Here is a 21,026-nt window from a genome sequence, read left to right on the forward strand (position 1 = left end):
GGCACGCGGGGTCGTACGTGATCTCCAGAATACGGAATGCCCTGTTCCGTGAGCCGTCCGGGCGACCACAGACGCTCGTGATGTTCAGCGGGGCGGTCGGCCTCTCCGGCCTCGCCGGCTACGGATACGTGGTCGGTGGGACCACGTTGATCGGGTCGCTGACAATGGCGGTCGGGTTCGCGCTTTCCGGCGTCGCCGAAGCGTTGCCTGCGGGACGGCGACGGACGGCGGGTGGGCTACGGATCGCCGCGATCGTCCTGATGCTGAGCCTGATCGGCGGGGTGGCTTTCGCACCCGAGTACATCGTCTGACAATGGATATCATAACGTAATGTCGAGATCATCGTGGTGGTTCGGTGTCGTTCTCTTTCCGGTGGTGCCGGTATTGTCGCTTCTCTCCGGGGCTGCGTCCCGGACGTTCATTGCGGCATCAGCGTCGGAAGCCGACCTGAACGTCGGAGTCGGTGTCGCGTCGTTCATTCTGGGGGTCATCTCGTTTTGGGGTGGGATACTCGTCGGGGTGATCGTCCTCGTCTGTTTGCTCGGAGACGTCCGGGCCCTCAGGCGGGCGCCGGAGTGGTCCCCCAGCATCGCCTGGCCACTGGTCGGGATCGTACACCTCGCCGGCGTCGTCCTTCCGGCGGCGTTCGCGCTCTCGGTCCCGCTCCTCTCGTACTACCTGTACAGACAGCGCGAGCGCATCTCGACAGGCTGAGACGGGTGGGCACTCGCTCGCTACGTGCCGCGGTCAGTCGGTATCACAACGAGCGTGGGGTGCGTCCAATAGTTGACCCGTCACCCGGTCGCGTCCCCGCGCCCATCCGGATCGTCGCTCCGTCGCCATCGTATAGCGGCGACGATACCGATCGGAACGCACCCAACGGCGAGCGCGACGACGGCGACCTCCGCAGCTCCGGCGAGGGCAGTCGAGATCTGCAGGAGGCCGTAGGCAACCCAGAAGACCCCTACACAGATCGTCTGGTAGAAGCGACGCCGGGAGCGGGAGCCAGTACGGTACTCGTAGATAGCCGCGACGAGGACGACCGCCCACGCGACACCAATGAGGGTGCCGAGTCCCCAGTCCGGGACGTCGTGGATCGACTGGAGCACTCCCCAATGGGTGATCCGAACACATAATAAGATGCTGTAGGGTCACATCGTTGTTTCACCGACTGCGATGCTACATCCCGGTTGCTGGCGCGGTGAGAATCAGTTCAGCGGGTTGATATTCGTTAGATGAAGGTACTATTTACTAGAATATACTCACTTCGGTGCTACAGTCCCGCGCGACGCGTCTTGGACGCCGCTACTGACATAATTCCGGCATATCGTGGTCCTGCCGCTGAATGCAGAGCGCATATGCAACACACGTTGCCACTCTTGCTCAGTAAAAAGCACGGGTACTATATTTACCCGAGAAGTAACACTCCGGTAGCGATAACTACACATCCCGTGAGCAATGTAAGGATCAACAACCCGACCCGTCCATACTCACCGTCTTCTTTCCACCCATTATAGAATGCAGGCCTACTTCGTACGAGATTGATCCCGATCGAAACAAGCAGTCCCCCTCCCGATCCAATCAGAAACGTCATCACTCCGTCTATGGCGACCAGCGAGATCATCATTTGACTGGCTCCAACAAGCAGCGCAATCACTCCGCCAAATTGTGCTTGCGTCAGACGCTGCATACCCAGAACGGGAACCGATAGGCGCGGGGACTCAGCATCAACGCTCATATAGACAGAATTGTGGGAACTCAGATTAATATGTTGGTCAGATAGAAAATGTATTCAGCCGAAAGCGGAGTTTGAGAATGAAACAATCATTTGACTTTCACCTGAACTTCTTAGTCGCAGGAGTGTATATTCTGAGTGATGGCATCAGTAATGGCGATATCCGTTCCGTTACAGAGTGGTGGTGGTGGAAATGTCGAACTGTTCGTTACGTTGGCGCTTACTGCCGTGATTTTCGCCGGGTTCTGGAAAACGTTTGAGAAGGCCGGTGAACCGGGATGGGCCGGAATCATCCCGATATACAATCTCTACGTCTTGGTCAGAATAAGCGGAAACGCTTGGTGGTGGTTTGTTCTGTTTTTCATTCCGGTGATTAACTTCCTCGCCACAGTGAAGATCAGCATAGACGTTGCTGGCAAGTTCAATAGGGGCATCCTGTTCGGCCTCGGACTCACGTTTATTTCGTTCGTTTTCTATCCGCTTCTCGGATTCGGTGACTATCAGTATCAAGACACTGCACATTCAGCTGAGGGTGCTGTTTAGTGTTCGGTGGCATATTACACATCGAAAATTGGTTCCACAGAGGTCTCGGTGACCCCGCTGTCGGGACGGGGTAGAATTCCGTAGTGTACTTATCTGTAAGATCTGTTGCTCAATGTATGCGCCCCGCCCTCCGGTACAGTATCTCATTAGGCGTCGGACTCGTCGTTGCCCTCCCCGTCGCCTTGTTCGCCACAACTGATCACCTGATCACAATGTCGCTTGTTCCGCTCTACGGCGTCGTTACGTCGCTCGTTTTGGCACACAAGCAGCAGTATCTTTCGCCCTCTCGCAACAGCCGTTCAGCACGGAAACGAGCGGGCATCGTTGCCGGCGTCGGAGCATTCACTGGGTCGCTGCTCCTTCAGGCATCAGTCCCCGCTGGGATTGCTGGCTTCGGGTTGATGCTCCTCGGTATGTCAGGAACTATGGCTGACGTTGCTGCACGATGAGTGATCAAATGAACCGATCCGGTTTACTGAGATGTGGGCGGCTGGCCTTGTACCACGCTGACCGTGATGAGTGTCAATGACAGGAACTTCACCTCAGCACGAGTCAGCTTCGGGATTCAGCGTCAGTACACGAAGTGGCTCTGCGCGCTGGTTCAACTTGGAACTTCATCCTCCAGAGGTTATAAACAGTTCTCGTGAGGATGGTCATACACCGTATGCCCTCCGCCCTCCGAAACCGCAGCGTTCCGCAGCTGTGGCTGATCACGATCCTCGGAGCGGCCGCGTCGGTCCCTGCCGGCGTTGTGATAAATCAGTTCCCGAACTCCGAAGCGACCGTCGGCGGTGCGGTGATGATCATCGGCGCCACGACCGCGGGCTCGATCGCCGCTACCCGCACGGTGAGTCCGGGTGGAGTCGGGCTCCGCGCGGGGTCCTCGGCGGCGTCATCGCGATCCTCGTGTCGGTCCCATCGGTGGCGACGATGGCAGCCTGACCAGCATCCAGGTTCGTGGTCTTCGTTTTTCCCGGTAGAGCAGGAGTGTGTATCGCTTCGGCCTTCGGGTGGGTTTTCGGTCACATCGCGGGGTATATTGCAGGCGCTGTCACCGCGCGTCGACCCATTTCGGAGTGACTGGGTTCACATAGAACGATACTGTGGCGGTCGCGATCCGGGCACTCTATCTCTTCGCGGCGCCAGTCGAGGAGATCCTGCATCGAGATATCGTCCAGGGTCGGCGATGACCGGTAATTGACTACAACGGTCCGTATCAGGTCTCGGTGAACCGATCGAGCGGACGATCCCCCTGCCAGCGGGCGTACGCGTACGAGGCCGCCAGGAGGAGACTCCCGAGGACGAGAAACGAGATCGTTCGGGCGATCGTATCGAGCCCCTGGGTGTCGAACAGGAATACTTTCGCCGTCGTCACGCCGAACACGGTAACACCCTGAAGTCGGAACAGACGCGTCTCCGTCCGGAGTCCAGCCCCGAAGAGCACTGCGCCGAACGTCGCCCACGCGACCGACAGGCCGAAGCCGGACAGTTCGAGTCCGAGCCCGACGACGGTGAGCGCAGTCGCCGTCAGGAGATACGGAACAGCCAGTCGGATGCTGTCGTCCCGGCGTGGAAGCGTGAGCACATCACCTCGGAACCACCGCGCGAGCCCGTAGAACACCGCGATCACAAGGAGGAAGGCGGCCGGTCGCCCGGTCGCGGTTGCAAGCGGGTCCGCGAGGGAGAGTCCGGACAACGCTCTCGCGTCGATGGCGAGAAGTTTGCCCACGGTCCCGACTGCGACGAGGTGTGCGCCCCACCGAGGTGCGTCACCATCACCATACCGTGTGACTGCGACCGCACCGCAAGTGATCGCGAGTAATCCGACAGTGGCAGCGAACGTCTCAAGTGCCAGCACCACGCTCACACCCAGGAACACGACGGCAGCCGCTCCCGCAACATCGTCCCGAGAGACGGACTGGTGACTTGTCGTCGCGTAGACCCCGCCGAGTGCGAGCGCAATCACCGCGACGGCGACTCCCTCAACCGGCAGCTCCGGACGCCATTCTCGAGCGGTCCACTCCAACAGCGCCGCGGCGACCCCAGCGTTGAGCGGCGTCAGCGCCTGTAGCAGACGGCGGTGCCACGCGTCAGTCCGGCTGCTCCGTCTAAGTACGACGCTCCCGGCGACGTAGCTGGCGAAGACGGCGACGGTGACGCCGGCCACAACCCCCCAGCCGGGGTCGAAGTCGGCCACCCACGCGATGACGAGTCCATACGTCAGGGGGACGCTGGCGGTCACGTGCCGACTCCACGGGCGGATCGTCGCGATGACGACCAGCCCGAGGGTAAGCAGGAGTGCGTACGCGGGTGTCACGACGAAGCTCCCGGCGTCAAGTCCGAGGTACGCCGTCGCATAGCCCAGCAGGAACGCCTCGCCGGCCACCAGCGGATCGCCGTCAAACACGGATACGACGACGGTGGTTCCGATGAGGATGGTTAGTGCTACGAGAACGGCCCACAGCGGGGTCCCGATCGCAGTCCGGTACGACTGGAACCCGTAGGCCGCGTAGACGCTGAAAAAGGCGATCGCGAGCCCGGTCCCGGCGGTGATCCGTCCCCACCGCCGGTATCCTCGGCGGCGTGCGGCGTACCGTCCCCCGGCGAGTAATGCGGTTCCAGCGACGGTACCCGCGACGACGCGGCCGAGCGGCCCAAGGATGCCGGCTTCGATCGCCACCCGAATGAAGAAGACGATCCCGAGGACGAGCGCGACGCTACCGACACGACCCAGCCACTTGGTTCCGATGTCCCGCTCCCAGTTCTGGCGGTCGTCGTCCGTCTCGCGTACATTGCCCGCGTCGGAACTCGCGTCTGCGGAAGCGTGATCGCTCCTACGTGTCTCCTGGGACGGGGTTGACGACGGCGCGGGATCACTACCCTGTTGCTCCCGAGTGTGCGTTCGGTCGGACTCACCTTCCTGTGTGCGCTGCTCTTCGGGCAGCGTGTCGCCGTCCAGTATCGATTCGAGGCGGCCGAGACGATGCTGGAGGGCATCGACCTCCGAACGGAGCTCTCGAACCTCCGCTCTGAGGTCGTCATCGTCGGTCATATACCGGCCATCGAGCTAATTCATCAAAAAGACATAGTTAGGTACAATCCATATTTCGGATAGTAGTTGAACATTCATCAACTGAAGATGGTCAATAACCGTCGAACGGCATAAACAACGACCAAACGAGCAGATGAGTATATGAGGAGGCACAGCCCGAAATGGGTTGTTGAAAGGGTACCTGGGGTACTCAGAGAGTCCCGTGACTTCGTCTCGGGAATCGTCCTGAATCTTGGGCTCATCATCGGAGTGGTTGTATTTCGGTGGAGCCTCGTTGAAATCGCACTCATCTACCTCATTGAGGTGGCGATCATCAATCTCCTGTTCTTTTCGGTTGCGTTGTTCACGCCACAGCCCGTCGCGGATCTCGATGGAGACGCGTGGGACACGGAACCGACTCCACTACAGCCGATTGGTCTGCTCCCACCGGTGTACTGGCGGAATCTCAAATTCGTCGCGGGCAAAACGGTCGGTAGCGGTGTGTTCATCGGGGCAGTACTGCTCCCGGTGGCGTCCAGAGCTGGGCTGGCTTCGAACCCTCCCCTGTCGCTGGGGCTCGCGATCGCCGGCATCGTTTTGTTTCAACTGACGCGGATCTGGCGGTACTTTGTCACCGACAGGTCGTATCAAGACAAGTCACCGGCAGACGCGATGGAGTTCGCGTTTACACCGGTTATCGAGTTGTACCTGATATTTATGTATGTGATCGCTCCTGTCACTCTCGCACTTGCGGGTATCGCATTCACAACGGATGTCAATCTGGATGCCTGGCCCGTCTTATTGCTCTATTTGATTCCAATCGGAGCAATTCGGGCGTGGATCGGGTGCTTGGATCCACAGACAGACGATCTTGAAATCAGTTTCAGTTGATGATCCGGGGCTGCCTTATCGCTGGCATCCGGATGCTCAGCCTCACACTCCGCTCGCACACAGCACGTAACTATCGGTGGTTGCGCACCTGACGAACTGGACGGAGTATACGGTGTGGTAACCAAGCGCCGAACCGCACGACAGGTGTCAGTCGGCCCCAAGTCTGCGGTACCGCCCTGTACTCCCCCTCAGTCCTGCTGACCTGGCCTCGCTGTTCTAAGTACTCGAGGGCGGATCTGACCCGCGACTCTGTCAGGTCACAGGCTTCCGCGAGCTCCCCAGGGGTATGCGGCTGGTCGCTTTCGCGAAGCGCCCGGTGCACCGTGTGCAGAATCTGCATCCGGAGCATTGCCTCGGATTCCGCTCCCGAGACGAACTCGTGTGGCGTCCGGGCGGACCCGTACCGGATCGTGACCGCGCCGTCGAAGACAAACCAGAAGCCAGCGAGCAGTGCCACGCCTCCGATCCAAGCCGTGTAGCTGAGCATCAGGAACACCCCCACAGCCACCAGTCCAAGACCGTAGACCAGCCAGTTTGTTCCGCTTGGGAGGTCGTACGCCTCGTCCATCGCGCTGTACGTCAACATTCCGGCAGAGAGGATCAGAACGGGTGCTAACGATCGGACCGTATGTTCAGTGAACACCACGAGAGCAGCGAACACGCCTACTGCACCGACGAACGTCCGAAGGGTATCGTCTGGGACGCGGAGGTTCATACTACCAGGGCACCAGTATCAAACGTGTTCAGGTCACTTTTCGATTACTGTCCAGCGGAGAGATGATGGAAACGCCTCGCCGACTACCGTCCGAGATCTTCCACGCCAAACAAGAACGACGCAATGTAGGAATCATACTGACCGATCGAGAATGTGGAATACGTTTGTTAGGATCGGATTATGACACCGTTCATCGTGCTTTTTTTATCAAGTAAATAATGATATTCACAAATAGTACAAGAATAACGGTTAGGACTATTCCGACGAGATCGCTCGCTCCAGTTCGGAGGGGCCAAACAGGCGGGTAACCGGTCAAGCTGAGTCCCAGCATCAACAATAACATACTACAGTCGGTTTAAAATCGTTGGCAGTTCGTAGTTCAGCACTAGCCTCAAACGATTAATCAATACGTGGATACGTTTTATCGGCCGACTCAAGTATTCGCGGGAGAAATAACGTAGGCTCTTTGCTGCCTACATCCTCTGATACTGATTACTTTCGCTGTTTCCCGCCGAGCGCCACCCCCGTTGACTGTCTTCGGCAGAATAACTGCCGGATTGTCAGTCCAAATTGACTTCAACTTCGGTCAATATACCCGAGACACTGCCTTTGACCAGCGCTGCGTACGTTAACCGGAGAAACCGGCCGAACCCCGTGATACACCGGTTCACTTCAAGGCAACTGACCTACCTCAGATACCCAACGCTCTTTTGTGGGAGATTGTTGATGCAGCTGTCACTAGCTGAGCGGGAACGGTGATCGAGCTTCTGAGCTTCTCTACTGTGGACTCAAGATTCAATTCACGCAACCACAAATCGCAAGACGTCAGTCCATCAACAATATGCTACACAAGAGCGTACCCCAAAATGTTTGATCAACTCCACCAGTCATCTAGCGGTTGTATTTACCGCCCCCCGGTGAGCCGGAATCAGTTTGATTGTTGAACTCACCCTCTGTGTGTCGCACGCGGCTTATAACAGAAACTGAAGAGATCCCAGAGGCGTTGCTGGATACAGCGCGCCTGTCTCCTATGGAACCCTTTTAACAAAAACGATAGAGAGATTTGGTCAGTAGAACGAACCGACGGCTCAAGGGCCACCGGCACCTCTCAGCAAGCGAATGAGCAAGCCGAGAGTCAGCGTCATTGCAACAACGACTGTAAGTCCAATAATAAGCGTCCCTATCCCGACCATACATAATCTCGCGAAGTCTCTTGATAAGAAAGCCACGACCTGATACCTATCAGTCCTCGGCAGACTAAATTAGTAAGTTCACTTATATATTAGCAGAGGGTACACCAGACAGTAGACGAAAGAAACGAAGTCATCTTCCTGACTACATCCTCTGCATCAGTCACGCCGCTACTGACATCCAGTGAGTAGGTCGAAACGACGTTGCTGAATGCACAGCGCGAATGTGGCGCGAGTTGAGCCCGATCTACGGGAGAGAGTGATCGCTCAGTACAGACGAACGCTGTACTATATCGGACCGTCACCTACTCAAAATCTGTCAGGAGCTGTCTGGTGAATATAGAGGTTGTATATATCACTCTGTGAAGCTGTATGACGATCTGGATATTGAACCAGCCCGGGAGCGGGTGAAGGAGACAGACGACTTCCCGCCGCTGTCGCTGGTGGCCCAACCTCCCCGTGGATTAGTGCATTGTGCAGTGAGAAACCACCGAAACCGGTATTTAGTATCCCTAAATAATCACAGATATGTCAAAGCTGTCTCTGATAAGTATAACACTGGGGGTTATACTGCTCGGAGCTGCTGGATATATGGCATACTCCCAACAGCAAAGCCTCTCATCCGGAGTACAGATTGAAGCCACCGTAGAGAGCAAAGATATCACCTATTCCTCAGACAACGGAGGTAGGTACACACCCCACGTAACGTACAGCTACACATACAACGGAACCCAGTACACTTCTGAGAACATCAGACCGGGGATAGGAACAAAAACGTCCAACACAAGGACTGCCGCCGAAAACAGAATCGACCAGTATACTGTCGGGGAGACAACCGCGGCCTATGTTGTGCGAGGCTCGCCCTCGAAATCGTATCTTAAAAAGACGAGTAACCCGCTGCCAGTTATGACTAACCCTCTGCCCGCTATAATCGGCGTTTTAGGCTTGGCCTTTGTCGGATTACCAGTCTACAAATCCGCGGCTTCTTAATTGCGAACTGCTCTGTTGAGGTGACACCCATCCACTCGGATACTGAATCTCTGCTCTACGTCTCAAATGTGATTCGGAACAACGTTATCACATCTTGAGGTCGGGCTCACATATGAGTGGCACGTATCGACCCATTTGAGCGGCACTGACTCCCACACCTTACGATGGCTGATGCGCGCTCTGTATTCAGCAAGTTATTATGAACATCAACGTAATCTGTTAGAAATGTCAGCTGTCATTCGCAGGCAGAGTCCTGGGGTTGATTCGGCTGTGAAGTCGTGAAATAATCCCCTGACAAGTCTTCTATGGCACCCTGTTAGTGCGACCGATTCGATCTTACCCACGGTGGTTTCTCAAGGGCGGCGTCGCCTGATTCAAACTCAAACGTGATCCGGTACGTCGTCGGTTCATCGCTGAACGACCGGACCAGCAGGTACTCCGCGTACGTTCCCGCAGGTTCTGTCGTGTCCCAGGAGACGTTCGCCGATGTGACGACGTGCGTGTTCGCGTCAGTCCGTACCTCACCCGAGGCATCTGTAATTCGGTACGGCTCTCGACCGTTGTACCAGCCTGACCGTGGCACATAGACAGTCTCGTCCGACGAATCAGTCTCTTCGGCCTCGTATCCGGCGACGACTAAACTGTTGACGAATACCGATGCCGTGCCTGACACCGGTTGCGTGACACCGGTGCCGTTCTCTTTGACGATGACTGTCGCGTTGGTACCGTCTTGGCCTTCACCGAGGAGTACGCGGTTCTCATCCTCGGCAATCAGTTCTCGTTGCTGCTCGACGTTGTCACTCCCCGCAATCGTTCGCTTACGGTAGACCGGGCCAGTTGCGTCGGGCTGGTATGCCGCTGACACAACGCCGCCATCGACAACCCGCTGGTACCAGGCGCCATCAGCAGTAACGACACCGTCGAATGCCAGTCTCACCTGTCCGTCCACGACGAGACTCCCCGTCGCGCTGAACGCGTCTGTCTCACTAACGGTGAATCGCCCGCTCGGAGCGTTCGCTGCGTGTGGTTCCGTCATCGTGAACGGATACACAGCAGAGAGGACAAGACCGAAACACACCACTGCAAGCACACCGATCAAGACACCGGCAGTCCGACGCTTCATATACGTCCGCAGAAATCAGTAGGGTATCTCTGTCAACCCATCGGAAACTGAAATGGGGATCTTATCGACGCTGTGCGTGGTCGTGGGAGTGCTCGCAGCGGAGACGTAGGGATTTCCCGAAGATACTGACCGTCATTTCAGCGTGCTATTCAGGCGACTCACCTATTGATCAGTAGAGGTGCTGGGTAGCCCCACAAAGCATTTTATTACCTCTGAAACTACCACAACCGTGTCCCCCAACATCAGCAAGCGACTAGTGATCGGATCACTATGTGTGATGATGGGACCGAACGAACAGGGACCACGCGATTCTCCGCTGGGAACCGCCCGCAGACCACGATTCGGACGCGCGCACTGTTCCGGTCCCGCTGCATAACGAGGTCGATATGGGACGTTGCGGAGCATCGCCGAGCAGGCCGGCGCGAAGGATTTCGAAGAATTCTGTGCGTGGGTCGAGCGTAATAGTTAGCTCATACTGGTCTGACGTGGTCCAGCGATGACTGACTGCTGAATAGACGCTCTGTATCTCGCACTCCGATCCTATCAGGCACTAAGGATGTCAACAGAGCCATCTAGTTCAATAATCTCGCCGGCGAGCAGAGCGTCTACCTCCCGCCGGCGTAACTTCGCGACCTGTTTTTCGTGTCCCCCAGAGAGGGCGAGGGCTCCTTCGAAAGCTCTCAGAGGTGACTTCCAGTGAGTCAACAACAGCGTCCCGACAACGTCTCGATCGACGACATCCCGGTCGATATCGCAAACACCCAATCAGCGGAGATCGATCCCGCCGACGTCCCCGACGAAATCGAGTCCATCACCCGTGGGCTCGCCGGTGAGCAGCCGCCGACGAATCCGCTGGTCGTGTTGAAAGCGGCCCGATGGTGGTACATTCATGGCAAGGGCGGCACGGATCCCGCCTTCCAGTGGGCCATCGAGTGGGCACGTCACCTTGCGACCGACACGCCTAGCGACGTCGACCGGTTCGACGAGTTCCTCGAGTACCTCGTCACGGTCGGCTTCGCGGACGAACGCCACGAGCTCCGCTGACCGACAGAGCGGTTTTTTGAACGCCCCTGAGGGGTGCGGCGCGGTCTGAGCAGACGCAGTTGCCGTGAACTTGATTCGGTGAACACAATGGCTACGACTAGTGACTCGTCGGTCTCCTTCGACCAGACCGACACGCGATCCGACGAGATGAACAGTACGATCGAACAGTGGATCGACGACCTCGTCGCCGGCGTCGACGACGCGCAGGCCAGCGCAGAGTTCCAGAAGTGGCTGGACGTCCAGAGTCGCTTCCACGACTACTCGTATCGGAACACGCTGCTGATCAAGCGCCAATGTCCCGAGGCGACTCGGGTGGCGGGCTACCGAACGTGGCAGGAGGAGTTCGACAGGCACGTCCAAGAGGGCGAATCGGCCATCTGGATCTGGGCGCCGATCATCACCAACCAGTGCCCGGAGTGCGAGAACTCGCCGAGCTACCATGAGGACAGCGACTGTGAGTACGACGAGACGCCGTCCGAGGAGTGGTCCGAGGGCCTCGTCGGATTCAAGCCCGCGCCGGTGTTCGACGTCTCCCAGACCGAGGGCGAGCCGCTTCCCGACCTAGACACGGAAGCAACCGGCGACGCCGGTGACCTCGTCGAACAGTTGACTGCCGCCGCTGACGACCTCGGCGTGACAGTGCGAATCGTTCCCAAAGAGGAGTGGACCCACGGCGAGGCGAAGGGCATCTGCGAGCAGCTGAGTCTCGTCGACGTCCAGCCGCTCGTCGAGGTACGTGATCGGGAGAATGAGGCCGACCTTGCGCGGACACTAATTCACGAGTACGCACACGCCCTGCTCCACTTCGACGTCGACGACGACACCGAGCGGGCGAAACGCGAAGTCGAGGCCGAAGCCGTTGCGTACGTCGTCGGGCGCTACTGCGGGCTCGACACGAGCGGGTCAGCGTTCTACCTCGCTGCGTGGGAGTCGGACGATCCCGAGATCGTTCGCGACCGTCTCGACCGGATCAGTTCCACAGCAGAAGAGCTCATCGACGTGCTCGAAGACGGCGCTTGAATTCTTAACCAACGCACGGTTCCACACCCCGATCCTGTTGGTTAAGTCTGCTCATCTCCGCCGTCCGCGGCAGTCGCAAGGCTAAAGCAGGCCCGTGTCTATACTTTATGTAAGAAACGCAGGTATGGGTTCCATAGAACAAACGCAAAATATACGCCAGGGTCTCTCGACTCGAGAAAGTCGACTCCTTGCACGACTCGCTGGCGCGGGTCACCAAATCATCTCCGTCGACGACATCGAGACGACGCTGGAGGTCCCCCCAAACACCGCCCGCGAGATCGCCTCCCGGCTCACCGAGAAGGGCTGGCTCGACCGGCTCTTCCCGGGCACGTATCTCATCATTCCACTCACTGCCGGCGAGGAGGCCGTGTACACGACCCACGAGTACCTCATCGCCGCCCACGTCGCCGAGCCGATGTACATCGGCTACTACAGCGCCCTCAGCCACCACGGGCTGACCGAACAGGTCCCCCGGACGGTGTATGTCGTCACGCCGACCCGAGCGCAAAGCCGGGAGATCCACGGCGCCCCGTACCGCGTCACGACAGTCACCGAGCGGAAATTCTTCGGCTGTGAGCCGACATCCATCGAGGGTACGACCGTTCAGGTCAGCGACCTGGAGAAGACGCTGGTCGACTGTGCGGACCACCCCGAGTTCTGTGGTGGTCTTCGGAAACTTGCGACCGCGATGCGCACCGCCGACGAACGGGGTTGCGACTGGGACACGGTCGGCGAGTACCTCGAACGCCTCGACAACGGCGCGGCGACCAAGCGAATCATCTACCTCGCCGACCAGCTCGGCATCGACCTCCCCGCCCGCGAAGAACTCGTCGCGTCGTTCACGAGTGGGTACTCCCTGTTGGACCCCACGCGGCCCGACACCGGATCGACCGACAGTACGTATCGCCTCCGAATCAACGTCGAGCCAGCCATGCTGGAGCCGACGGAGTCCTGATCGCGATGATCATTGACATCCTCCCACGGCTGAAGCCGTAGGATTCCTCCGGTAGGATGGTAGCTATGCCGTCCCCACGGAGGCAAGTTTCCCGTCACCGGTACTCCGGTTTGTACGCTCCTCGTTGGGACTTGCCCTCTCGGGAGAGCGTGATAACTCCGACCAGTTGTGGTCGTCCCACGTGAGGCGTACGGGCCGTGCCATCGACCCGACTTCCAGATTCACGCCAGCATGTCTTTCTAAGAATGTTCGCGAAGCCCCAAGGTCGGCATGTCTCTCATAGCCACACGAACACCGAAACACGTCGCCGTTCCGGACTGTATCGTCGCGCTCGCCACACACCGGGCACTCCGCTGTTGTGTAGGCTTCTGACTCGACTTCAACCGTGATGCCGTACTCCTTGGCTGTCGTCGCCAGTCGGTCGATAAACGAGCGATACGCCCAGAACTGGTGCATTTTTTCGTTCACCTCTGCCGACCAGTGTGCCGACAGCACGTCCGTGAGGTCGCCCACGTACACGGTGGCAACGCCCTCGTCGTACAGTCGTTCCATCAAGTCACGTACGAGCGTGTCCTGTGCGTGGTCGCGTCGTCGTGTTCGCTTGCGGTAGAGGCGTCGAATCCGTCGGCTACTGTACCGCCCCTCGCGGAGTTTGGACTGCAAGCGGGCAATCTCCTCGGTGGTTTTACGGAAGCGGGCGAACAGGTCGCGTCCCTCGTAGAGGAACTGCTGGCCGGTCGTAGTCGTACAGGCGACGAGATTGTTCGCACCCACGTCCAGCGCAGCCGATTCATCGGCTAGTGGTGAATCCCGTCGAGAATCGGGGACAGTGACGGGTTGAAAGGCCCGGAACGTGTCGTCCACCTCGTCGGAGTAGAGTTCCAACCGACCCTGTTCGCCCTCCCACTTCGGGTCGCCAGCGACTTCGAGGCGAAGTCGGTCGTGGTAGCCAAGCCCGTACTCCTCTTTGAGGTCTTGGCCAACCGGGATTTCCAGCCGCGACCGCTCGCCGGTTTCGAGGGTGTACTGGTCGTTGCGGATGTACGTCCGCAACTCTCGCCCCTCATCCTCGTTGCCCCAGTAGCCGGGCGGGGCGGTGTCCTCGCCGTCCTCTTGGGCAGCGAAGAACGACCGCCACGCTTCGCTGTTTTTGCGAATGACCTGTTGGGCGGTGGCGGAGCCGAGGACGCCGACGTACTGTTTCCGGTAGTCGGCGGTATCCCACACCGACTCGCCGTCGAAGAACTGCTGACGGCGCTCGTAGGTGAGTTCGTTCCACAGGCTGGCTGAGGCATCCAACAACTCGCGGAGCAGTTGCTCGTCCTGATCGGAGAGCGGGCGCACCGCGAACGTGTTGGTTCGCCTCACGACAATAGACATTTATGCTTTTTCGTCTAAATGTCTTTTGGACACGAGCGATGCGACCGAATATCAACATCACCCACACGCTGAACGGGCGAGTGAAAGACTACGCCGAACAGGAAAACAAGAGTCTCGAAGAAGCCTATCGGGAGATTATCGAAGCGGGGTTGGAAGCGGTAGAACATCCAAACGAGTCGTAGCGCGTGGATTGATGGGCTCACCGTTGATCTGAACGACGGACTCCCGGACGAACAACAAGAAACGATCCGCCACCAGTGGGAGACCACGCTGCCGGATCTGACCGGTGATCCGCCGGCGTTCGAAATGGTCTGGGAACAGTTGGACACGGTGATCTCCCAATAGGGATCGCCGTAGGCAACGGCCGATGACGGTGTCGATGACCGATGAGTGTCGCATTCGGAGCTCTGAGATTAACCAACAATTCGGGATATCTGGCTGGTGCGTTGGTTAAGTTTTTGAGCGCCCGCCGAGGGGTGGAGGCGCATTCCAGCCTCACCGAATTATGACAGAGCGACATCTCAGAGCCGTTCTGGCAGAAGCGGAGCGAGTCGCAGAGCAATACGACCAGATCGCCCAAACCACGAACTCCCCTACACACGAGTATTTCCGGTACGCTGTACTCCGACTCCTCGAAGGCGATGCCAACGCGATCCCCGAGGAGGTCCCGCAGGTCGATGGAGTGACGGTCGGATACGGTCGAGATCAAGCGATGTACGACAGTTGGGAGTCCGACGTCGAGTGGTGGGACACAGTACCGCCACAGGACGACTGTACGCGCTTTCGAGTGTTCTACCCTGAGGACCAAACACCTATTCCCCGGGTCATCCTCACTGTTATGGCCGCGCTGGGGGCATGGCGAGTCTGGGAAGGGAATGCCGCTGCCTGTGGCTCCTACGACCATCGAGAGCGACGAGAAGTCCACTTTCTCTGGCCGGAGGGGAACCTTTCGGAAGCACTCTTGGAAAACCGGATTCAGGAGACTGACGACGCTGTCGCTCCAGACGGCGGACAGGCAGGAGACGTCCGCGACCGAATGCTCGTATCGAATGGCTCCACCTCGGCCGATGATCTCGAGCCACGAACGAAACGCGCTGTCGAGGAAGCGATGACCGTCTCCCTACTCGCCAAGGGTGGTCGCTACGAAGTCGAAGCGGCGTCCGGAAATCGATACGAAGTCGATATTATCGGGCAATCCTGTACCTGTCCCGATTGGCAGCAGCGCGCTCCAGACGGGGGCTGCAAACATATGCGTCGCGTCGATCACGAAATCAAACAGGGGCAGGTCCCACGTCCAGATGGGCAGCTGCCACCACAGGCGTAAGCTCCTGTCTTGCTTCTCAGTCGCTTCTGCGTGGTAGTTTACTCTGTGGTAAACTACTTTGGCGTACCGATTGAACACACCAATATGGACGGTGGCCTTGGGAACGGTGAGAACACGGCACCACGGGAACTCATCCATTTCGTCACTCAGCAGACGCGGTTTACCCTGATCAACAACATCCTCCAGCACCCCGAGCAGCTTCCTTCGATGTACGAACTCGAGGAGCTCAACCCCAGCGTGAGTGACGCCACTGTCTACAAGCACATCCAGAAGCTGATCGGTGAGGGCATCGTGAAGGAGGTCGCCCTGGACGACGACCAGCGCCGACAGGGTTACCCCTGGAATCAGTGAAGGACTGCGGCCTCGGGCGAACGCACGCCCGAGGCCGCGTCCACGCACGAGCGCAGGTGTTTCTTGCCCTGTGCCTTCGTCTCGTTTGCCCTGTGCCTTCGTCTCGTCGTCGCTATCACCAACTACGAACGCGGAGACAATCCGGGGAGCACGATCATCACGGTGTGAGAAGAGTTCTATGACACCCTCTGTGAAACATCAACGACAGGGCCGAGGCTGAATTGTCTCCCATTCGCATCCGTACACTCAGCGGTAGTTCCGCAGCGGTGAAATCACCAGATCAGGGGACTAGCAGCATCCCACTGCTGTTTCTTCTGATAGTCATCTTTACTTTCATTGTCGAGCGAGATTGGTGACAGTATCAGCTACATCTCCTCATCTGGTTCACAGTTACAGCCACCCCGATCGAACAATTCCATAATCGAATAACTGGCTCCGCATTCTTCACACAGAATCTGGATATCGAGTAATATGTTAAACTCCCCGAGCGTGATCCGCTGTTGATCTCGATGCTGTTCGAGAGTATTTTCAATTACCGCTATTAACCGATTTCTGAGTTTTTGAATCGTATTCTGCGCCTGTTCACGAGGATCAAGTGGTGATTTCTCCTTAGAGACTCCTCTGAATTTGGTCAAATACGTGTGAATTGCTTGGTGTGAGACGAATTCACGTTTGAGTTGTTCCGGATCGATACCGTTGTCCTCTAATGTCGCTTCCGCTTCGACACGGGACCCAGCAGTCACGTTGTCTGACGAAAGTAGTCGATAAATATTGGATACTTCACCATCTAATAGTGTCATTCCATTCTCTTCCAGTTTTGTTCGGAGCAGACGTTTATTGAACCAGTCAGCCAGAGTCCGGAGGCTCTGAGTGTCGTGTTCGTTTCCCAGCCACCGATCCTCCAATTCTTGACCAACATCCGACATATCATACTGATCAATGAGTCCGCCAACTTTAGATCGCGTTGAGTCAGGCGTATCTGGCATATCTGATATAATAGTTTCTGCACTAAATTAGCAACGCAATACAGTAACCGAGGGCTGCTTTGTCGGTGAGTGGTTAGAGACTTTCATATACAAATTAAATCATAATTAGATGGGGTAGTGTTCAGATAAGCTGATTCCATATGAAACTGAACGATCTGATCCAGTCATCGGCAGTCTCTGCTTCGGCGGTGCTGAAACAGTTTGAGAAACAGAATTTTTATTAATTATCTTATAAATTATAGTATTAGTCAAATAATGTATACTTCTGGGATAGAAAGTTGGTCGAGAGCGGTATCGATCGCTGTTGTTAACTTGCCGAGCGAGTCAAAGAAGCGGTTGATAAGAGCCTTTTGCAGCTGTCTCCAGTATGCTTCGACCGGATTCAACTCTGGTGAATACGGGGGGTAACGTCACGAAGGCAAGGTCGTCACGGGCCGCCAGGTCCGTGACGGCCGAGGCCTGAAAATACGGGGCTCCGTCCAACACGATGATCAACTCATCTTCGAATTCTTTACATAATTCTAAAATGAAATTTTTTTTGCGTGTTCGGCCGTGAAGTACTCTTCGAATCGGGAGAAGAAGCGATCACCGGCCTCGGTAATCGCGCCCAACAGACACGTCCAGTCATATTGCCTTGAGAGTTCGACGGAGGGCCGCGTGCCGCGTGGTTCGCCGGCGCGGAGGGGATCACACGTGCCACCCCCTTGCTGTGGAAGCCGCCCTTGATGAGTCGGTGTTGACGTAGGTGACGAGTTCTTCGACCTCATCAGGCGTGAGGAGTTCCGCCTCCTCGCCGAAGGCCTTCGCGGAGCCGACCCGCCGCTTCAGTTCCTTCATCCCCTCTTCGGTCCGGGCAACCTCGATCCCCCCGGAGTTCGTGAAGGCCCCGAAGTCGCGGTAGATGTCTCGACTCACGGAGGTAATCTGCGTCATATCCTTGCTGTGTTCGACTGATAAGATGAAATTCGAGGCGTGGCCCGTCGAGCCACCGGGATCCGACAATGGGCCCTTGTCGATCAAGAAAATGTCATCGCATCCGCGTTCGGCTAACTCTCCGGTGAGAGAACTGCCGACGATCCCGGACCCGATGATGACGGTACCTACGCTGGATGGAAAGTCGCTATCGCTCATTGGGGATACATTCCGTCGAGTAGTTTGTCTGTAAGAACCGGTGTCATCTCTGCGAAATCGTCATCGCTAACCGGGGAGCGGCCATCGAGTGCATTGAATGTCATACATTAATTATTATTGATTTTATTTGTAACTACCATCACTCTCAATACTGAGCGGATTTATAAATCAGTCGCGGAAAAAAAGCGTTTGCCACAGAGGCTACGTCCGTCATACGACATCGCGTAATCGAGTAAGGGAAGACTCGCAAACGCTTCGATACTAATAGTGGCCGAATTGGTACTCCGATGGGGTTAATGAATTTGAACCCGCCTCGAACCGTGTTTCCATATTACAAACTCTATTTAATTCCCACGTGAGGGAGTTGCGAAGATGAAGAGGATAAATCCGTTTCAGTCCTGTGCCGCCACTGCAATTACAATTTTAGGATTGTAATATCAATTCTGTCAAATCGTACTGAGTCGAGACGGAAGCCGAGAAAATCAGTCGTCTCTCTCAATGGTCCCGCGATTCGGACCGTCGGACATACTGTTCGACTATTCCAAACGTAGACAAGTGAAAGACTACCTCGACTGAACTGCGAAGGATTCGGATCAACAGACACACGAGGGCAAAAGTGCCGAAAAGGGGAGTTGCCGATTCGACGGACTGGAGTGAAAGCAATCGAATCTTACTGTCTTTGTATTATGAACGGATTCAACTGCTCGTATTTGCTCTGTGGGTCCGGGGTTAGTAGTCAAAGTAATTAGATGTTACCAAATACAGCGAACAATGCATTTGTATCACACCATAAATTTAAGTAAGGTTAGGAAGTAACAACCTCCTGTATGACAATGGATGCCGAAGAAGTAATTCAGGAGCGAAAAATTGACCCGGTGACTCTACAGGTCATCGGTGGTGAGCTCGATACGATCGCCCAAGAAATGGGACACAAACTGATTCGATCAGCGTACTCGTCGATCATTCGCGAAAGCGAGGACATTGGATCTGGTATCCTGACCGCCGAAGGGAAACAGATCGCAGAAGGTGATTTCACCCCGATGCAGGTGGGAACGCTCATCGCGTCCGTCGAGGGAATGTTCGAAACCTTCGAGGAGCGCGGGCAGAACCCCGACGAGGTCATCAACGAGGGCGACGTATTCATTCACAATCATCCGCATTACGGTGCGGCCCATTCGCCCGACATTGCGGTCATCACGCCGGTATTCTACGAAGGAGAACACATTGCGTGGACGGCCACGAACGCACATCACCTCGATATCGGTGCGGCGACACCCGGTCTGGCCGTCGATCTTGAGGACGTCTACGCGGAGGGGACGTTATTCAAGGCGACAAAGGTCTACGACCAAGGGGAGCGAGTCGACGAAATCTGGAATCTGATCGAGGAGAACGTACGGACACCGCGCGTGGTTTTAGGTGACCTTCAGGCACAGATTTCCTCGTGTGAGGTCGGCAAAGAGCGGTTCCTCGGTCTGGTGGAAGATGAGGGCTACGACCAGATCCTCCAAGCCAGCGAGGACCTGATGCACTACGGCGAATCCTTGATGCGGAAAGAAATTGAGAAGGTTCCCGACGGGACGTACCACGAGACGGGGTACCTCGACGACGACGGTCGAAACCGTGACGAACGTCTGAAGGTGGATGTAGAGCTCACGGTCGACGGCGGTGACCTCACGATAGATCTCAGCGGATCCAACGATGAGGTGATGACCGGATACAACGTTCCGTTCAGAGGATCAGCCGAACCAGCATCGTACTTCATCGTTCGAGCGATTCTGACTGATACCGCCACTCACGACGAGTACATCCCCCAGAACTCGGGAACGTTCGAACCGATAAACGTGGAGGCGAGAGAGGGGAGTCTGTTCAACCCGAGTATGCCCCGGTCAGCGTTCGCGCGAATCAATCAGGTGGACCTCTTAGGCGACCTCATCCTGAAAGCGTTCAGCAACGCGATTCCGGAGAAGACCTCCGCCGGGTCGGGGCCGCACTGTTACTTCATCAGTTACTCCGGCGTGGACGAAAACGACGAATACTGGGTATACATCGAGGTCAACGAGAGCGCATACGGTGGACGTCCCGAATCCGACGGACTCGATGCAGTCGACGCACTGGTACACAACACCCAAAATCGGCCAGTCGAAGACATAGAGCTCTCACACCCGCTCCGAATCGAGCATTACCGCCTCCGCGAGGAAACGGCGGGCGCCGGCGAACATCGCGGCGGTCACGGTCACGAGCGAATGGTGAAGTTCCTGAGTGACTCGACGATCACTATCGAAGGAGACGGAAACAAGTACGGATCGTGGGGGTACGACGGCGGCAAGAGAGCGCCGTCCGGAGAACTCAAACACATCAAACCCGACGGAGAAGAAATCACGCTACCGTCGAAGGTGTCGGGATACAAGTTCGAGTCCGGAGACAAATTCTCGATCAAGAGCATCAGCGGCGGCGGTTACGGCGATCCGCACGATCGGCCGGAGCAGAAGGTCTACGATGACTACCGTGACGGATACATCACCAAAGAGACTGCCCGTGAGGAATACGGTGTCGTCATCGAAGACGGCGGGGTAGACACTGAAGCGACGCAACGCCTGCGAAATAGCTGAGGATCAGA

At 56.8% G+C, this 21,026-nt stretch carries 18 protein-coding genes and 4 pseudogenes; 13 read left to right on the top strand and 9 right to left on the bottom strand.

Annotated elements, in window-relative coordinates:
• Positions 1 to 17: 17 nt before the first annotated feature.
• Together BLU74_RS11310 and BLU74_RS11315 are read left to right on the top strand one after the other, a co-directional pair.
• Positions 18 to 311, top strand: coding sequence for a DUF8011 family protein (locus BLU74_RS11310; protein WP_089767390.1), 294 nt, complete (start codon positions 18 to 20; stop codon positions 309 to 311).
• 73 nt (positions 312 to 384) lie between these two features.
• Positions 385 to 714 (top strand): hypothetical protein, encoded by a 330-nt coding sequence (locus BLU74_RS11315; protein ID WP_139175739.1) that lies wholly within the window; start codon positions 385 to 387, stop codon positions 712 to 714.
• 80 nt (positions 715 to 794) lie between these two features.
• On the opposite strand, the gene BLU74_RS11320 is transcribed toward BLU74_RS11315, so the two are convergent.
• Entirely contained in the window at positions 795 to 1,109 is a 315-nt protein-coding gene (locus tag BLU74_RS11320) for a hypothetical protein (protein ID WP_089767392.1), read from the bottom strand.
• Positions 1,110 to 1,876: 767 nt separating this feature from the next.
• Between BLU74_RS11320 and BLU74_RS11330 the strand changes: the two genes are divergently transcribed.
• The gene (locus BLU74_RS11330; RefSeq protein WP_089767394.1) at positions 1,877 to 2,278 is read left to right on the top strand and encodes a DUF5684 domain-containing protein; all 402 of its coding nucleotides are present in this window, start codon (positions 1,877 to 1,879) and stop codon (positions 2,276 to 2,278) included.
• 1,216 nt (positions 2,279 to 3,494) lie between these two features.
• On the opposite strand, the gene BLU74_RS11340 is transcribed toward BLU74_RS11330, so the two are convergent.
• Positions 3,495 to 5,330 carry a DUF2339 domain-containing protein gene (locus BLU74_RS11340; protein ID WP_089767396.1) on the bottom strand — a complete coding sequence of 612 codons (1,836 nt, stop codon included), beginning with the start codon at positions 5,328 to 5,330 and terminating at the stop codon, positions 3,495 to 3,497.
• Between the two features lie 141 nt (positions 5,331 to 5,471).
• Between BLU74_RS11340 and BLU74_RS11345 the strand changes: the two genes are divergently transcribed.
• Positions 5,472 to 6,200, top strand: a complete 729-nt coding sequence (locus tag BLU74_RS11345) for a DUF6498-containing protein (RefSeq protein ID WP_089767397.1) — start codon at positions 5,472 to 5,474, stop codon at positions 6,198 to 6,200.
• 70 nt (positions 6,201 to 6,270) lie between these two features.
• On the opposite strand, the gene BLU74_RS11350 is transcribed toward BLU74_RS11345, so the two are convergent.
• Positions 6,271 to 6,915 (bottom strand): response regulator, encoded by a 645-nt coding sequence (locus tag BLU74_RS11350; protein ID WP_089767398.1) that lies wholly within the window; start codon positions 6,913 to 6,915, stop codon positions 6,271 to 6,273.
• Positions 6,916 to 8,633: 1,718 nt separating this feature from the next.
• Between BLU74_RS11350 and BLU74_RS11355 the strand changes: the two genes are divergently transcribed.
• Complete coding sequence (locus BLU74_RS11355) at positions 8,634 to 9,095, top strand: DUF3592 domain-containing protein (RefSeq protein ID WP_089767399.1); 462 nt, start codon at positions 8,634 to 8,636, stop codon at positions 9,093 to 9,095.
• 316 nt (positions 9,096 to 9,411) lie between these two features.
• On the opposite strand, the gene BLU74_RS11360 is transcribed toward BLU74_RS11355, so the two are convergent.
• Positions 9,412 to 10,131, bottom strand: coding sequence for a hypothetical protein (locus BLU74_RS11360; RefSeq protein ID WP_139175741.1), 720 nt, complete (start codon positions 10,129 to 10,131; stop codon positions 9,412 to 9,414).
• Between the two features lie 783 nt (positions 10,132 to 10,914).
• On the opposite strand from BLU74_RS11360, the gene BLU74_RS11370 reads away from it, so the two are divergent.
• From BLU74_RS11370 to BLU74_RS11380, 3 genes are all read left to right on the top strand, one after another.
• Complete coding sequence (locus BLU74_RS11370; RefSeq protein ID WP_089767401.1) at positions 10,915 to 11,262, top strand: DUF8013 domain-containing protein; 348 nt, start codon at positions 10,915 to 10,917, stop codon at positions 11,260 to 11,262.
• 87 nt (positions 11,263 to 11,349) lie between these two features.
• Positions 11,350 to 12,282, top strand: a complete 933-nt coding sequence (locus tag BLU74_RS11375) for an ArdC-like ssDNA-binding domain-containing protein (protein WP_089767402.1) — start codon at positions 11,350 to 11,352, stop codon at positions 12,280 to 12,282.
• A gap of 124 nt (positions 12,283 to 12,406) precedes the next feature.
• Positions 12,407 to 13,237: a type IV toxin-antitoxin system AbiEi family antitoxin domain-containing protein gene (locus BLU74_RS11380; protein ID WP_089767403.1), complete on the top strand. Its 831-nt coding sequence runs from the start codon at positions 12,407 to 12,409 to the stop codon at positions 13,235 to 13,237.
• Positions 13,238 to 13,300: 63 nt separating this feature from the next.
• On the opposite strand, the gene BLU74_RS11385 is transcribed toward BLU74_RS11380, so the two are convergent.
• On the bottom strand, positions 13,301 to 14,617 hold the full coding sequence (locus BLU74_RS11385; protein WP_175454625.1) for an RNA-guided endonuclease InsQ/TnpB family protein: 1,317 nt from the start codon (positions 14,615 to 14,617) through the stop codon (positions 13,301 to 13,303).
• Between the two features lie 38 nt (positions 14,618 to 14,655).
• Between BLU74_RS11385 and BLU74_RS18955 the strand changes: the two genes are divergently transcribed.
• The 4 genes and pseudogenes from BLU74_RS18955 to BLU74_RS18485 form a co-directional block, all read left to right on the top strand.
• Entirely contained in the window at positions 14,656 to 14,799 is a 144-nt protein-coding gene (locus BLU74_RS18955; protein WP_175454626.1) for a hypothetical protein, read from the top strand.
• A 323-nt stretch (positions 14,800 to 15,122) separates the two neighbouring features.
• Positions 15,123 to 15,941, top strand: coding sequence for a hypothetical protein (locus tag BLU74_RS11390; protein WP_089767404.1), 819 nt, complete (start codon positions 15,123 to 15,125; stop codon positions 15,939 to 15,941).
• A gap of 84 nt (positions 15,942 to 16,025) precedes the next feature.
• Positions 16,026 to 16,283, top strand: a pseudogene (locus BLU74_RS11395) (PadR family transcriptional regulator); the annotation flags it as partial.
• Positions 16,283 to 16,460: pseudogene (locus BLU74_RS18485) on the top strand (IS5/IS1182 family transposase); the annotation flags it as partial. The pseudogenes BLU74_RS11395 and BLU74_RS18485, both read left to right, overlap by 1 nt.
• Before the next feature lie 197 nt (positions 16,461 to 16,657).
• Here BLU74_RS18485 and rdfA read toward each other — a convergent pair.
• From rdfA to BLU74_RS11405, 4 genes and pseudogenes are all read right to left on the bottom strand, one after another.
• Entirely contained in the window at positions 16,658 to 17,278 is a 621-nt protein-coding gene (gene rdfA, locus BLU74_RS18490) for a rod-determining factor RdfA (protein ID WP_139175743.1), read from the bottom strand.
• A gap of 121 nt (positions 17,279 to 17,399) precedes the next feature.
• Positions 17,400 to 17,486 (bottom strand): annotated as a pseudogene (locus BLU74_RS18495) (IS6 family transposase); the annotation flags it as partial.
• Positions 17,487 to 17,526: 40 nt separating this feature from the next.
• A pseudogene (locus BLU74_RS11400) lies at positions 17,527 to 17,955 on the bottom strand (IS630 family transposase); the annotation flags it as partial.
• Between the two features lie 10 nt (positions 17,956 to 17,965).
• Complete coding sequence (locus tag BLU74_RS11405; RefSeq protein WP_217635365.1) at positions 17,966 to 18,409, bottom strand: NAD(P)/FAD-dependent oxidoreductase; 444 nt, start codon at positions 18,407 to 18,409, stop codon at positions 17,966 to 17,968.
• A gap of 827 nt (positions 18,410 to 19,236) precedes the next feature.
• On the opposite strand from BLU74_RS11405, the gene BLU74_RS11410 reads away from it, so the two are divergent.
• Positions 19,237 to 21,018, top strand: coding sequence for a hydantoinase B/oxoprolinase family protein (locus tag BLU74_RS11410; protein WP_089767405.1), 1,782 nt, complete (start codon positions 19,237 to 19,239; stop codon positions 21,016 to 21,018).
• Positions 21,019 to 21,026 lie beyond the last annotated feature (8 nt).

Origin of the sequence: Halobellus clavatus (assembly GCF_900107195.1) — an archaeon.
Classification (GTDB): domain Archaea; phylum Halobacteriota; class Halobacteria; order Halobacteriales; family Haloferacaceae; genus Haloquadratum; species Haloquadratum clavatum.

Coding starts and splice junctions, on each gene's coding strand:
- BLU74_RS11340 (WP_089767396.1), bottom strand. CDS start 5,330: ATGACCGACGATGACGACCTCAGAGCGGAGGTTCGAGAGCTCCGTTCG.
- BLU74_RS11350 (WP_089767398.1), bottom strand. CDS start 6,915: ATGAACCTCCGCGTCCCAGACGATACCCTTCGGACGTTCGTCGGTGCA.
- BLU74_RS11375 (WP_089767402.1), top strand. CDS start 11,350: ATGGCTACGACTAGTGACTCGTCGGTCTCCTTCGACCAGACCGACACG.
- BLU74_RS11380 (WP_089767403.1), top strand. CDS start 12,407: ATGGGTTCCATAGAACAAACGCAAAATATACGCCAGGGTCTCTCGACT.
- BLU74_RS11405 (WP_217635365.1), bottom strand. CDS start 18,409: ATGAGCGATAGCGACTTTCCATCCAGCGTAGGTACCGTCATCATCGGG.
- BLU74_RS11345 (WP_089767397.1), top strand. CDS start 5,472: ATGAGGAGGCACAGCCCGAAATGGGTTGTTGAAAGGGTACCTGGGGTA.
- BLU74_RS11390 (WP_089767404.1), top strand. CDS start 15,123: ATGACAGAGCGACATCTCAGAGCCGTTCTGGCAGAAGCGGAGCGAGTC.
- BLU74_RS11330 (WP_089767394.1), top strand. CDS start 1,877: ATGGCATCAGTAATGGCGATATCCGTTCCGTTACAGAGTGGTGGTGGT.
- BLU74_RS11355 (WP_089767399.1), top strand. CDS start 8,634: ATGTCAAAGCTGTCTCTGATAAGTATAACACTGGGGGTTATACTGCTC.
- BLU74_RS18955 (WP_175454626.1), top strand. CDS start 14,656: ATGCGACCGAATATCAACATCACCCACACGCTGAACGGGCGAGTGAAA.
- BLU74_RS11360 (WP_139175741.1), bottom strand. CDS start 10,131: ATGACGGAACCACACGCAGCGAACGCTCCGAGCGGGCGATTCACCGTT.
- BLU74_RS11385 (WP_175454625.1), bottom strand. CDS start 14,617: ATGTCTATTGTCGTGAGGCGAACCAACACGTTCGCGGTGCGCCCGCTC.
- rdfA (WP_139175743.1), bottom strand. CDS start 17,278: ATGCCAGATACGCCTGACTCAACGCGATCTAAAGTTGGCGGACTCATT.
- BLU74_RS11410 (WP_089767405.1), top strand. CDS start 19,237: ATGACAATGGATGCCGAAGAAGTAATTCAGGAGCGAAAAATTGACCCG.